At 68.1% G+C, this 12,945-nt stretch carries 12 protein-coding genes; 8 read left to right on the top strand and 4 right to left on the bottom strand.

All coding sequences use genetic code 11. From position 1 onward, the window contains the following. Positions 1-2,534 (top strand): transglycosylase domain-containing protein (locus FVS66_RS14205; protein WP_262386990.1); only part of this gene is annotated, 2,534 nt, incomplete at its 5' end. A gap of 177 nt (positions 2,535-2,711) precedes the next feature. Beyond that, positions 2,712-4,259: a glycosyltransferase 87 family protein gene (locus FVS66_RS14200; RefSeq protein ID WP_149181555.1), complete on the top strand. Its 1,548-nt coding sequence runs from the start codon at positions 2,712-2,714 to the stop codon at positions 4,257-4,259. On the opposite strand, the gene FVS66_RS14195 is transcribed toward FVS66_RS14200, so the two are convergent. From FVS66_RS14195 to FVS66_RS14185, 3 genes are all read right to left on the bottom strand, one after another. After that, complete coding sequence (locus FVS66_RS14195; protein WP_149181554.1) at positions 4,256-5,287, bottom strand: alanine racemase; 1,032 nt, start codon at positions 5,285-5,287, stop codon at positions 4,256-4,258. The genes FVS66_RS14200 and FVS66_RS14195 overlap by 4 nt on opposite strands. 91 nt (positions 5,288-5,378) lie before the next feature. After that, positions 5,379-6,497 carry a peptidoglycan bridge formation glycyltransferase FemA/FemB family protein gene (locus FVS66_RS14190; RefSeq protein ID WP_149181553.1) on the bottom strand — a complete coding sequence of 373 codons (1,119 nt, stop codon included), beginning with the start codon at positions 6,495-6,497 and terminating at the stop codon, positions 5,379-5,381. 110 nt (positions 6,498-6,607) lie between these two features. Then, on the bottom strand, positions 6,608-6,922 hold the full coding sequence (locus tag FVS66_RS14185) for a hypothetical protein (RefSeq protein WP_149181552.1): 315 nt from the start codon (positions 6,920-6,922) through the stop codon (positions 6,608-6,610). 264 nt (positions 6,923-7,186) lie between these two features. Here FVS66_RS14185 and rpsF point away from each other — a divergent pair, with 264 nt between their 5' ends. The 4 genes from rpsF to rplI all read left to right on the top strand — a co-directional run bounded on the left by rpsF (position 7,187) and on the right by rplI (position 8,877). Continuing rightward, complete coding sequence (gene rpsF, locus FVS66_RS14180; protein ID WP_004950685.1) at positions 7,187-7,477, top strand: 30S ribosomal protein S6; 291 nt, start codon at positions 7,187-7,189, stop codon at positions 7,475-7,477. A gap of 72 nt (positions 7,478-7,549) precedes the next feature. After that, positions 7,550-8,131 (top strand): single-stranded DNA-binding protein, encoded by a 582-nt coding sequence (locus FVS66_RS14175; RefSeq protein WP_149181551.1) that lies wholly within the window; start codon positions 7,550-7,552, stop codon positions 8,129-8,131. A gap of 44 nt (positions 8,132-8,175) precedes the next feature. Then, entirely contained in the window at positions 8,176-8,412 is a 237-nt protein-coding gene (gene rpsR, locus FVS66_RS14170) for a 30S ribosomal protein S18 (protein WP_005315025.1), read from the top strand. Between the two features lie 18 nt (positions 8,413-8,430). After that, positions 8,431-8,877 (top strand): 50S ribosomal protein L9, encoded by a 447-nt coding sequence (rplI, locus tag FVS66_RS14165; protein WP_149181550.1) that lies wholly within the window; start codon positions 8,431-8,433, stop codon positions 8,875-8,877. A gap of 99 nt (positions 8,878-8,976) precedes the next feature. On the opposite strand, the gene FVS66_RS14160 is transcribed toward rplI, so the two are convergent. Continuing rightward, positions 8,977-10,314: an MATE family efflux transporter gene (locus tag FVS66_RS14160; RefSeq protein WP_149181549.1), complete on the bottom strand. Its 1,338-nt coding sequence runs from the start codon at positions 10,312-10,314 to the stop codon at positions 8,977-8,979. Positions 10,315-10,737: 423 nt separating this feature from the next. Here FVS66_RS14160 and dnaB point away from each other — a divergent pair, with 423 nt between their 5' ends. Together dnaB and FVS66_RS14145 are read left to right on the top strand one after the other, a co-directional pair. Then, positions 10,738-12,249 carry a replicative DNA helicase gene (dnaB, locus tag FVS66_RS14150; RefSeq protein ID WP_149181548.1) on the top strand — a complete coding sequence of 504 codons (1,512 nt, stop codon included), beginning with the start codon at positions 10,738-10,740 and terminating at the stop codon, positions 12,247-12,249. A gap of 251 nt (positions 12,250-12,500) precedes the next feature. Beyond that, positions 12,501-12,945 (top strand): transposase family protein (locus FVS66_RS14145; protein WP_262386991.1); only part of this gene is annotated, 445 nt, incomplete at its 3' end.

The following is a 12,945-nucleotide window of genomic DNA, read 5'->3' as shown; positions in this document are numbered from 1 at the left end:
CGGCCGGCGCGGGTGGCGCCGGTGGCCACGGTGGCGGCCGGCGGGGCACCGGCGGCGGCCACGAGGACGGCCGGGGCCGCGGGGGCGGCCGGCCCGGCAAGAAGCGGCTGATCGACTATCCACGCCACGACAAGTACGGCTGGCGCCGCTGGGTGCCGTCCTGGAAGCTCGTGACGGGACTCTTCATCGCCTTCACCGCATCGCTGATGGGCGCGGCGACGCTGGCGTACGCCAGGGTTGAGGTGCCTGACCCCGACAAGGCCGCGGTTGCCCAGAACAACGTCTACTACTGGGACGACGGCAGTCAGATGGCAGCCACCGGTGGTGAGGTCAACCGGCAGATCATCGAGATCAGCGAGATCCCCAAGGCGATGCAGGAGGCGGTGGTCTCCGCCGAGAACAAGACCTTCTGGACGGACTCCGGTATCGACCCGATGGGCATCGGCCGTGCCGTGTTCAACATGGCCAGGGGTGAACAGACCCAGGGTGGTTCGACGATCACCCAGCAGTATGTGAAGAACAACCGGCTGAACAACCAGGCCCAGACCCTTGACCGGAAGTTCAAGGAGTTGTTCATCTCCATAAGGGTCGGCACCGAGCTCAGCAAGCCCCAGATCATGGCCGGCTATCTGAACACCTCGTACTACGGGCGGGGTGCCTACGGCATTCAGGCGGCGGCCCGCACGTACTACGGCAAGGACGCCAAGGACCTCAAAGTGGAGGAGTGCGCGTTCCTCGCCGCGCTGCTCAAGGGCTCCACCCTCTACGACCCGGCCGGTGCCCCCGAACTCAACCCCAAGGCCACGGCGGAGGCCAACACGGAGCGGGTCACCGCCCGCTGGAACTGGATCCTGGACGAGATGGTGAAGGACGGAAGCCTGCCGGCTGCCGAGCGCGCCGCCATCACCGAATTCCCGAGGCCCCACCCGCCGCAGAAGCAGGCGAAGCTAGGCGGCCAGATCGGCTACCTGGTCGACCTCGCCAAGGCGTACTTCGTCAACAACAACGACCAGGGCATCACCGCCGAGGACCTGACCTTGGGCGGCTACGAGATCAGGACCACCTTCAACAAGGACAAGGTCAAGGCGCTCGAGGACTCCGTCAAGAAGGTCTACGAGGAGAACATCGACCCGAAGAAGCGCCCTGAGACGGACACGCACGTCCAGTTCGGCGGCGCCTCCGTCGACCCGGCGACCGGGGCGATCGTCGCGATCTACGGCGGTACCGACGCGACCAAGCACTTCACCAACAACGCCGACCAGACCGGTGCGCAGGTCGGATCGACGTTCAAGCCGTTCGTCCTGGCCGCGGCCATGGAGCACGGCGTGCGGGACCCGAGAAAGGGCGAGGTCCAAGGCCCCGAGGACCGCACGCCGATCGATCCCGACACGGCCATCTACAACGGCAAGAACAAGCTGAAGATCAGGAACTACGACGGCTCGATCTGGCGGGACGAGAACAACAAGGAGTGGCTGCAGGTCAACGACGACGACGCGAGCTACGGGGACATCAACCTCCGGAAGGCGATGATCCACTCCGCCAACTCTCCGTTCGTGCAGCTCGGTATGGACGTGGGCATCGAGCAGGTCCGCGAGACGGCCATCAAGTCCGGAATGCTGGAGAGCAGCCTCGCCAAGGGCAACGTGCCGTCGTTCTCGATCGGTATCTCCGATCCCAGTGCCATCCGCATGGCGTCCTCCTACGCGACCTTCGCCTCCAACGGTGAGCAGCGGGACCCGTACTCGGTCAGCGAGGTGAAGAAGAACGGCATCGTCGTCTACAAGCACGACGACAAGCCCAAGAGGGTCTTCTCCACGGCCATCGCCAGCAATGTCACCGACATCCTCGTCGACGTGGTCGAGAAGGGCACCGGTAAGAACGCCCGGATCCCGGGCCGCGAGGTCGCCGGCAAGACCGGAACGACCGACGGCAACAAGTCGGCCTGGTTCGCCGGCTACACCCCTCAGCTCGCGACGGCCATCGACATGTACCGCCTCGACGACGACGCCTCCAACAAGAACCGCAAGTTCGAGGAGATGTTCGGTACGGGCGGCCGGAAGAAGGTCCACGGCTCGTCCTTCCCGTCGGAGGTCTGGCAGTCGTACATGTCCGCGGTACACAAGGGTCTGCCGGTGAAGAATTTCCCCCAGCCCGAGGACCTGAACGCCGAGCCCGTGTACGGCGGTGGCGCGAAGACCCCCGAGCCGACCCCGAGCGACTCTCCCGAGGCGTCCCCGTCGGAGTCGACGTCCCCGACCCCGTCGGAGCCGGTCAAGCCGAGCAAGGGCACCGAGAAGCCGGACAAGACGTGCGGCCCGCTCGACTGGGACTGCACCACCGACTCCGGTGGCACCTCCGACGGAGGAACCACCGACGGCACCGACAGCGGGGGCACGGCCGACGGCGGAACCACCACCACCGACGGCGGAACGACAGAGGGCTCGAGTACCAGTCCGACGCCCACAGGCGGCGGCAATGGCAACGGCAACGGAGGCAATGGCGGCGGAGGCTGGTTCGGCGGAGTGGACGGCTAGCGCGCCACCCCCACCGGCCCCGCCCCAAGGAGCCGCCACGGAGCCGCCACGGAGCTTCGCGGAGCCCCGAACGGAGCCCCGACGAGGGCCGTCGCACCCCGTACGCACCGCTTGTGCGTACGACCCGGGTGCGGCGGCCCTCGCCGCGTTCCCGGGCCCGTACGGCAGGATGTCTCCATGCCGAGCCCACAGAAGACGACCGACTTCCACGACGACCGGCCCGTCGTACGTCCCACGCGCCGGGACGAGGTCGCGGCAGCAGGCAGCGAGCTGATCGGCGGCCCGGTCGGCCGCTGGGCCCGGCTCGGCGGCAGCAGCCTCACCCCTGTGCGGGTCGTGGCGCTCGTCGCGATCGGCATGTTCGCCCTCGGCATGGTGCAGAAGCTGCCCTGCTACAACTGGGCCTGGTTCCGCGGCGCCGCCTCGCAGTACACCCACGCCTGCTACTCCGACATCCCGCACCTGTTCGTCGGGCGCGGCTTCTCCGACGGCCTGATCCCGTACTTCGACCGGTTCCCCGGCGACATGCAGTACCTCGAGTACCCGGTGCTGACTGGCTTGTTCATGCAGGTCGCGGCGTGGCTCACGCCCGGTGGCGGTGATCTGCAGTACCGGGAGCAGATGTACTGGATGGTCAACGCCGGCATGCTGCTGGTGTGCGCCGCGGTCATCGCGGTGTGCGTCGCCCGGACGCACCGGCGCCGCCCGTGGGACGCCCTGCTGGTCGCCCTCGCGCCCGCCTTCGCGCTGACCGCGACCATCAACTGGGACCTGCTGGCCATCGCCCTGACCGCCGCGGCGATGCTGATGTGGAGCCGGGGCCGCTCGCTGGCCTTCGGTGTGCTCCTCGGCCTCGCCACGGCCGCCAAGCTCTATCCGTTCCTGCTGCTCGGACCGCTCCTCGTGCTGTGCTGGCGGGCCTGGAAGTGGCGCGAGTTCGCGTTGGCCCTACTGGGCACGGCGGGCGCGTGGCTCGCGGTGAACCTGCCGGTGATGCTGCTCGCCCCGGAGGGCTGGAAGAGGTTCTACGTCTTCAGCCAGGAGAGGAACATCGACTTCGGCTCCTTCTGGCTGGTCTTCACCCAGCGCTTCGGTGTGGACATCCAGGTCGAGGCGGTCAACACCTACGCCATCGTGCTGATGCTGCTGGCCTGCGCCGGGATCGCCGCGCTGGCGCTGGCCGCGCCGCGCCGCCCGCGCTTCGCCCAGCTCGCCTTCCTGGTGGTGGCCGCGTTCATCCTGACCAACAAGGTCTACTCGCCGCAGTACGTGCTCTGGCTGATCCCGCTCGCCGCCCTGGCCCGCCCGCGCTGGCGGAGCTTCCTCGTCTGGCAGGCGTGCGAGGTCGTGTACTTCACCGGGATCTGGATGTACCTCGTGTACGTCACGACCGAGCACAAGCACGGCCTGCCGCCCGACGGCTACCACTTCGCCGTCGCCCTGCACCTGGCGGGGACGCTGTACCTGTGCGCCCTGGTCGTACGGGACATCCTGCGGCCGGACCGGGACGCGGTCCGGCAGGACGGCTCGGACGACCCGTCCGGAGGCGTGCTGGACGGTGCTGAGGACGTCTTCGTGGTCGGCCCGGCTGCCGCCCGGCGGGCTGCGGCCGCAGGTCCCCGCGCCGCAGGTCCCCGCGCCGCAGGTCCCCGCGCCGCCGGTCCCGGTGCCGCGGGTCCGGGGTCAGCGGGTCCGGGGGCCGCCGGCCGGGGTGCGGAGGGCTAGCGGTCGACGAGCCGGTCGTACTGCGTGGTCGTGTGACGCAGGTGCGCGACCAGCTCGTCGCCGACCTTCGGCTCCTGCGCGTCCGCCGGGACGAACAGGATGGACACCTGCATGTGCGGCGGCTCCGCGAACCAGCGCTGCTTGCCCGCCCACACGAAGGGCGAGAGGTTCCGGTTGACCGTCGCCAGACCGGCCCGCGCCACGCCCTTGGCGCGCGGCATCACGCCGTGCATCGCCTTCGGCGCCTCCAGGCCCACACCGTGCGAGGTGCCCCCGGCGACGACCACCAGCCAGCCGTCGGACGCGGCGCGCTGCTGGCGGTAGCCGAAGCGGTCTCCCTTGGCGACGCGGGTGACGTCCAGGACCGAGCCCCGGTACTCGGTCGCCTCGTGGTCCCCCAGCCACAGCCGCGTACCGATACGGGCGCGGAACCGGGTCTGCGGGAACTGCTGCTGGAGCCGGGCCAGCTCGTCGGCCCGCATATGGCTGACGAACATCGTGTGCAACGGCAGCCGGGCGGCCCGCAGCCGGTCCATCCAGGCGATGACCTCCTCGACGGCGTCCGAGCCGTCCGTACGGTCCAGCGGCAGGTGCAGGGCGAAGCCCTCCAGCCGTACGTCCTCGATCGCGGCGTGCAGCCGGCCCAGGTCCTGCTCGCTCACGCCGTGCCGCTTCATGGAGCTCATGCACTCGATGACCACGCGAGCGCCGACCAGCCCGTGCACCCCGTCCACGGAGGACACGGAGCGGACGACCCGGTCCGGCAGCGGCACCGGCTCCTCGCCGCGCCGGAACGGCGTCAGGACCAGCAGGTCACCGCTGAAGTAGTCCTTCATCCGCGCCGCTTCGTAGGTGGTGCCCACGGCCAGCATGTCGGAGCCGAACCGGTTCACCTCCTCCGCAAGGCGTTCATGGCCGAAGCCGTACCCGTTGCCCTTGCAGACCGGGATGAGTCCGGGGAACTGGTCGATCACGGACTTGTGGTGCGCCCGCCAGCGAGCGGTGTCGACGTAGAGGGAGAGCGCCATGGCCGGTCCGACCCTTTCTTTGGCTGTGGGTGTCGGGGTGTGAGTGGTGTGTACGAGTCGTGTACGAGCTCTGGACGAGCCTACGGAACCCTCAGCGGCGGGACATGTAGATGTCCAGGGCCTTGTGCAGCAGCTTGTTGAGTGGGAAGTCCCACTCGCCGATGTACTCGACCGCCTCGCCGCCCGTGCCCACCTTGAACTGGATCAGGCCGAAGAGGTGGTCGGTCTCGTCGAGCGAGTCCGAGATGCCGCGCAGGTCGTACACGGTGGCGCCCATGGCGTACGCGTCACGCAGCATGCGCCACTGCATGGCGTTCGAGGGGCGGACCTCGCGGCCGATGTTGTCGGAGGCGCCGTACGAGTACCAGACATGGCCGCCGACGACGAGCATGGTCGCCGCGGACAGATTCACGCCGTTGTGCCGTGCGAAGTAGAGGCGCATACGGTTGGGGTCCTCGTTGTTGAGGACGGTCCACATGCGCTGGAAGTACGACAGCGGCCGTGGCCGGAAACGGTCGCGCACGGCTGTGATCTCGTACAGCCGCTGCCACTCGGCCAGATCGTCGTAGCCGCCCTGGACGACCTCGACACCGGCCTTCTCCGCCTTCTTGATGTTGCGCCGCCACAGCTGGTTGAAGCTCTTGAGGACATCGTCCAGCGAACGGTTGGCCAGCGGCACCTGGAAGACGTAGCGGGGCTGTACGTCACCGAAGCCGGCGCCGCCGTCCTCGCCCTGCTGCCAGCCCATCTTCCGCAGCCGGTCCGACACCTCGAAGGCTCGCGGCTCGATGTGCGTCGCCTCGATGTCCCGCAGGCGCTTGACCTCGGGGTCCTGGATACCCGACTTGATCGCCGGCGCGTCCCAGCGGCGGATGACCACCGGCGGGCCCATCTTGACCGAGAACGCGCCCTGGTTCTTGAGGTGCTGGAGCATCGGCTGCAGCCAGTCGTCCAGGTTCGGCGCGTACCAGTTGATCACCGGGCCCTCGGGCAGATAGGCGAGGTACCGCTTGATCTTCGGCAGCTGGCGGTACAGCACCAGCCCCGCGCCGACCAGCTCGTCGTTGCCGTCGAACCAGCCCAGGCTCTCCGAGCGCCACTCGGTCTTCACATCGGCCCACGCCGGAACCTGGCAGTGACTCGCCGCGGGCAGACTCTGGATGTACGCCAGATGCTGCTCTCGGCTGATGGTCCTCAGGGTCAGGCTCATGCGGGGCGCTCCTCGGCAGGTATGTCCCCCATCGGTACAGGGGTTCCAGCTCTCGCGCCGAAGCCTACTGGCACAGGGAAGCGCCCCGAATGGCCATACGCCGGGTGGGCCTAGCCGATCAGGCCACCGAACAGACCGCCGCGCGCCATCCCGAGGAAGAAACCGACCGCCGAGGCGCCCATGCCCACGATCAGGAAGGTCCGCTCACGTGTCGTCTCCGAGATGTACTGGCCGTACGCGCCGGTGAGGATGCCCACGAGACCGGCCCACGAACTCAGCAGATGGAGGCTGTGGAACTGCGCGGTGATGAAGGCCAGCGCGCCCAGGACCAGGGTCACGACCATCAGCGTGTCCTGGAGGGGGTGACGCTTGCCGTCCGTGGCGAACAGGGATGAGGAGGGATGACGCTGGGATACCTGAGCCATGAGGCACCTCCTGGCTGTGCCGGAGGGCGGCGCACTGTAGCGCCGCCCACACCCGATGTGTACAGATTGCGTCCCCTGGCCACCGGATTTCAACCGGAAGCCGCTGTGCGGGTACTCTGTACGGTCTGCACCGGTGTCTGTCTATGCCCAGGACATGTCTGTCCGTAGGCGTTGTCAGTGGGCACGCATACCGTTGCGCACGCATCACGACCCTCCTGCCACGGAACGACCGTGGCCGCTGAGTCCAAAGGAGGTGGGTTCCACATGCGTCACTACGAGGTGATGGTCATCCTCGACCCCGATCTCGAGGAGCGCGCTGTCTCCCCGCTGATCGAGAACTTCCTCTCCGTCGTCCGTGAGGGCAACGGAAAGGTCGAGAAGGTCGACACCTGGGGCCGTCGTCGTCTCGCTTACGAGATCAAGAAGAAGCCCGAGGGCATCTACTCGGTCATCGACCTGCAGGCCGAGCCTGCGGTCGTCAAGGAGCTCGACCGCCAGATGAACCTGAACGAGTCGGTCCTCCGGACCAAGGTCCTCCGCCCCGAGACCCACTGAGCTTTCCGCTCACAGGTCATCGGGTCCGAGTAGCAACAAGCAGCCAGAAGCAATCCCGCCGAGAGGTTCCCCATGGCAGGCGAGACCGTCATCACGGTCGTCGGCAATCTTGTCGACGACCCCGAGCTGCGCTTCACCCCGTCCGGTGCGGCGGTCGCGAAGTTCCGTGTCGCGTCCACTCCCCGCACCTTCGATCGCCAGACCAATGAGTGGAAGGACGGCGAGAGCCTCTTCCTCACCTGCTCGGTCTGGCGCCAGGCGGCGGAGAACGTCGCCGAGTCGCTCCAGCGAGGCATGCGTGTCGTCGTGCAGGGCCGGCTCAAGCAGCGGTCCTACGAGGACCGCGAGGGCGTCAAGCGCACGGTCTACGAGCTGGACGTCGAGGAAGTCGGGCCGAGCCTGAAGAACGCCACGGCCAAGGTCACCAAGACCACCGGCCGCGGTGGTCAGGGCGGCTACGGCGGCGGGCAGCAGCAGGGCGGCGGTAACTGGGGCGGTGCCCCGGCTGGTGGCCAGCAGGGTGGCGGCGCTCCCGCCGACGACCCCTGGGCCAGCAGCGCGCCGGCCGGCGGCGGCCAGCAGGGCGGCCAAGGCGGCCAGGGCGGCTGGGGCGGCAGCTCCGGCGGCGGCTACTCGGACGAGCCTCCCTTCTAGGGCCGGGCTCGCACCCCACTTCTTGATCACACAGGAGAAACACCATGGCGAAGCCGCCTGTGCGCAAGCCTAAGAAGAAGGTCTGCGCGTTCTGCAAGGACAAGACCGCGTACGTGGACTACAAGGACACGAACATGCTGCGGAAGTTCATTTCCGACCGCGGCAAGATCCGTGCCCGCCGCGTGACCGGCAACTGCACGCAGCACCAGCGTGACGTCGCCACGGCCGTCAAGAACAGCCGTGAGATGGCGCTGCTGCCCTACACGTCCACCGCGCGATAAGGGAAGGGTGACCTACAGATGAAGATCATCCTTACCCACGAGGTCTCCGGCCTCGGTGCCGCCGGCGATGTCGTCGACGTCAAGGACGGCTACGCTCGCAACTACCTGATCCCGCGCGGTTTCGCGATCCGCTGGACCAAGGGTGGCGAGAAGGACGTGGCGCAGATCCGCCGCGCCCGTAAGATCCACGAGATCGCGACGATCGAGCAGGCCAACCAGGTCAAGGCCCAGCTCGAGGGCGTCAAGGTGCGTCTGGCTGTTCGCTCCGGCGACGCCGGCCGCCTCTTCGGCTCCGTCACCCCGGCTGACATCGCCACGGCGATCAAGTCCGCCGGTGGCCCGGAGGTCGACAAGCGCCGTGTCGAGCTCGGTTCGCCGATCAAGACCCTCGGCTCGCACAAGGTCTCGGTGCGTCTGCACCCCGAGGTCGCCGCGAGCCTCGGCGTCGAGGTCGTCGCAGGCTGAGCTCTGCCGTCGCAGCGCTGAGCATGCGGAGGGCCGCACCCCTGATGGGTGCGGCCCTCCGTCATGTTTCACGTGAAACAGCCTGTTTCACGTGAAACATCAGCGTGTGGCGCCCGTGACGACCCAGCGTCCGGAGCGCATTCGCAGCCAGAGCGTCACCATCCGGGTCGCCATCATCAGAGTCATAGCCCACCACAGAGCCGTCAGGCCGCCGCCGACCGCGGGGATCAGCAGGGCGGCAGGCGTGAAGACGGCGAGCGTCACCACCATGGCGCCCGCGAGATAGGGGCCGTCCCCGGCGCCCATGAGGACGCCGTCCAGAACGAAGACGACACCGGCGATCGGCTGCGAGAGCGCCACCACCAGGAGTGCGGGCAGCAGGGTGCTCCGTACGGCGTCGTCGCTGGTGAAGAGCGGGATGAACAGGGGGCGTGCGGCGACGACGAGCACGCCGAGCACCAGGCCGGAGACGACGCCCCACCGCACCATGCGGCGGCAGGCTGCCCGGGCGCCCTCCGTGTCCCCGGCGCCCAGGTAACGCCCGATGATGGCTTGGCCTGCGATGGCGATGGCGTCGAGCGCGAAGGCCAGGAGGCTCCACAGCGAGAGGATGATCTGGTGCGCGGCCACGGGCACGTCACCGAGCCGCGCCGCGATGGCGGTCGCGATCATCAGTACGGCGCGCAGTGAGAGCGTACGGATGAGCAGCGGCACTCCGGCCTGGGCACAGGCGCGGATACCGGCGGCGTCGGGGCGGAGCGAGGCGCCGTGCCGCCGGGCACCGCGTACGACGACCGAGAGGTACACGGCGGCCATGCCGCACTGGGCGATCACGGTGCCCCACGCGGAGCCCGCGATGCCGAGTCCGGCGCCGTAGACGAGTGCCACGTTGAGGGCCGCGTTGGCGGTGAACCCGCCGATCGCGACATACAGGGGGGTCCTGGTGTCCTGGAGGCCGCGCAGGACTCCTGTGGCGGCGAGCACGACGAGCATCGCCGGAATGCCGAGGCTGGAGACCCTGAGGTACGTGGTGGCGTACGGGGCGGCCGTATCGGAGGCGCCGAAGGCGTCCACGACCCACGGGGCCGTGGGGAGCGTGACGACCACGACGGCAAGGCCGAGGAGGAGGGCGAGCCAGATGCCGTCCATACCTTGGCGGATCGCCGCCGGCAGGTCGCCCGCGCCGACACGCCGGGCGACGGCCGCTGTGGTGGCGTACGCGAGGAACACGAAGACGCTGACGGCGGTGGACAGCAGGGCCGCCGCGACGCCGAGGCCGGCCAGCTGGGAGGTGCCGAGATGGCCGATGATGGCACTGTCGGCCAGCACGAAGAGCGGCTCGGCGACAAGAGCTCCGAAGGCAGGAACGGCCAGTGCGAGGATCTCGCGGTCGTGGTGGCGGCGGATGTCCTTCGGAGCCGCGGGAGCCTGGGTCATGCGTGCAATCTAATCGTCCACAGGTAATAGATGCAACGGATAAGCGATCCTTACAAACTGTTGCTCTGTCGACACTCGCCCGGGCTGTTTGTGCTGATCTTGGTCCAGGTGGGAAAGTTTCTCGTACCCACAGCCGGTGGATGGAAAAACCGCAGGTCAGCTGGCATCTTCGTGCGGTGCTATGAGTTTGTCCACACAGCTGTCCCCTGATCCGTGCACAGGTTCCGGCAGGTTCTCCACAGCATAGGGCCGTTCACCCACAGGCCCTGTGGATAACCAGATTGGCTGACGGTGCCCGCGGGCCTAACGTGGTCCGGCGTCCGACGTGCCGCGAGGCGGAGTTCAAGCCTCTTGTTGTCAGAGCCGTGGCGTAGAAAGAGTGGCACGGCAAGGTCCGCGGTGCGGACGGGAGGAGGTGGGCCGGTGAGCATTCCCGAGCCCTTGGACGACCCCTGGACCGACAGCGGACCGAGCGACCGGCTGCCGGTCACCCGCCAGCGCGGTGGCGAAGGCTCCGGCGGCGGACGGGGCGGCGGCGGACGCGGGCGGGGACGCGAGGATCAGCACGAGCGCGGCTCCGAGGGCGCCCCCTGGGACGGCGGCGCAGGCGGCTTCGAGCGCGTCCCGCCTCAGGACCTCGACGCCGAACAGTCGGTGCTGGGCGGCATGTTGCTCTCCAAGGACGCCATTGCGGACGTCGTGGAGATTCTCAAGGGCCATGACTTCTACCGCCCGGCCCACGAGACGATCTATCAGGCGATTCTCGACCTCTACGCCAAGGGCGAGCCCGCCGACCCCATCACGGTGGGCGCCGAGCTGACCAAGCGCGGCGAGATCAACCGGGTGGGCGGGGCGTCGTATCTGCACACGCTGGTCCAGTCCGTACCGACGGCGGCCAACGCCTCTTACTACGCGGAGATCGTCCACGAGCGGGCCGTGCTGCGCCGGCTCGTGGAGGCCGGAACCAAGATCACACAGATGGGCTATGCGGCCGACGGCGACGTCGACGAGATCGTCAACTCGGCGCAGGCGGAGATCTACGCCGTCACGGAGCAGCGCACCAGCGAGGACTACCTCCCGCTCAGCGACATCATGGAGGGCGCGCTCGACGAGATCGAGGCGATCGGCTCCCGCAGCGGCGAGATGACCGGTGTACCGACCGGCTTCACGGACTTCGACTCCCTCACGAACGGGCTTCACCCCGGCCAGATGGTCGTGATCGCCGCCCGCCCCGCCATGGGAAAGTCCACGCTCGCCCTGGACTTCGCGCGCGCCTGCTCGATCAAGAACAACCTGCCCAGCGTCATCTTCTCCCTGGAAATGGGCCGCAACGAGATCGCAATGCGTCTCCTGTCCGCCGAAGCGCGGGTCGCCCTGCACCACATGCGGTCCGGCACGATGACCGACGAGGACTGGACCCGGCTGGCCCGGCGCATGCCGGACGTCTCCCAGGCACCCCTCTACATCGACGACTCCCCGAACCTGTCGATGATGGAGATCCGCGCCAAGTGCCGCCGCCTGAAGCAGCGGAACAACCTCAAGCTGGTGGTCATCGACTACCTGCAGCTGATGCAGTCCGGCGGCTCCCGCCGCGCCGAGAGCCGCCAGCAGGAGGTCTCCGACATGTCCCGTAACCTCAAGCTGCTGGCGAAGGAGCTGGAGCTCCCAGTCATCGCCCTCTCCCAGCTGAACCGAGGCCCGGAGCAGCGCACCGACAAGAAGCCCATGGTCTCCGACCTGCGAGAGTCGGGCTCGATCGAGCAGGACGCGGACATGGTCATCCTGCTCCACCGCGAGGACGCCTACGAGAAGGAGTCCCCACGCGCGGGCGAGGCCGACCTCATCGTGGCGAAGCACCGTAACGGCCCGACGGCGACGATCACGGTCGCCTTCCAGGGCCACTACTCCCGCTTCGTGGACATGGCCCAGACCTGATCCCCGCATGTAGGTTCTCAAATTCCGTGTCATTTTCTCAGTCGCAATGTCATCTGATTGGCCGAACTGACATGGGATTGAGAATCGCTGGCCACTGAGGTTTTCTCAGCGAAATGATCTACATGGAGCAGGGTGATCTACTCGTTCCCGGACGGATCGGACAGGCGGCACCTGGATCCGAGTAGACGTAAAGCCCCTGGTAGGACAGGTCTCACCACAAGATCATGTCCGTAGCTACCAGAGGCTTCACGTTGGTCACCTATGTTGCCACGCTCGACGTGCCGCGCCACGTCGTCGAGTTCCTCGCGCGACTGCTGGCCGCCCACCGCCGCCGGATCGGCACTCCGAAGGGCTCCCGCGCGCTGGGGCCGTTCCGCCAGGCGGTTCTGGTGCTGCGCTGGTTCCGTGAGCGCGGCTGCGTGCACTGCCTGGCCCGCGACTTCGGCGTCTCGCAGGCCACCGGCTACCGCTACCTGCACGAAGGCATCGACGTCCTCGCAGACCGGGCCCCCGACCTGCACGAAGTTCTCGCCCGCTGCCGGCACGAGGGCATGACGCACGTGATCCTGGACGGCACGCTGATCGAGTCCGACCGCCTCGCGGGCGTTCGCGAGAACGGCAACGACCTGTGGTTCAGCCAGAAGCACAAGGCGTTCGGCGGAAGCATCCAGTTCCTGTCGGCCCCGGACGGCACCC

This window comes from Streptomyces sp. TRM49041, assembly GCF_008271805.1.
In the GTDB taxonomy this organism is placed as follows: domain Bacteria; phylum Actinomycetota; class Actinomycetes; order Streptomycetales; family Streptomycetaceae; genus Streptomyces.
The sequence above is the reverse complement of the archived record's forward strand: the minus strand, read 5'-3'. Positions and strand labels throughout refer to the sequence as shown.

Bases quoted from the DNA above. Each gene is read 5' to 3' on its own strand.
- rpsR (WP_005315025.1), top strand. From the start codon at position 8,176: ATGGCGAAGCCGCCTGTGCGCAAGCCTAAGAAGAAGGTCTGCGCGTTC.
- FVS66_RS14195 (WP_149181554.1), bottom strand. From the start codon at position 5,287: ATGGCGCTCTCCCTCTACGTCGACACCGCTCGCTGGCGGGCGCACCAC.
- FVS66_RS14175 (WP_149181551.1), top strand. From the start codon at position 7,550: ATGGCAGGCGAGACCGTCATCACGGTCGTCGGCAATCTTGTCGACGAC.
- FVS66_RS14190 (WP_149181553.1), bottom strand. From the start codon at position 6,497: ATGAGCCTGACCCTGAGGACCATCAGCCGAGAGCAGCATCTGGCGTAC.
- FVS66_RS14160 (WP_149181549.1), bottom strand. From the start codon at position 10,314: ATGACCCAGGCTCCCGCGGCTCCGAAGGACATCCGCCGCCACCACGAC.
- rplI (WP_149181550.1), top strand. From the start codon at position 8,431: ATGAAGATCATCCTTACCCACGAGGTCTCCGGCCTCGGTGCCGCCGGC.
- FVS66_RS14185 (WP_149181552.1), bottom strand. From the start codon at position 6,922: ATGGCTCAGGTATCCCAGCGTCATCCCTCCTCATCCCTGTTCGCCACG.
- FVS66_RS14200 (WP_149181555.1), top strand. From the start codon at position 2,712: ATGCCGAGCCCACAGAAGACGACCGACTTCCACGACGACCGGCCCGTC.
- rpsF (WP_004950685.1), top strand. From the start codon at position 7,187: ATGCGTCACTACGAGGTGATGGTCATCCTCGACCCCGATCTCGAGGAG.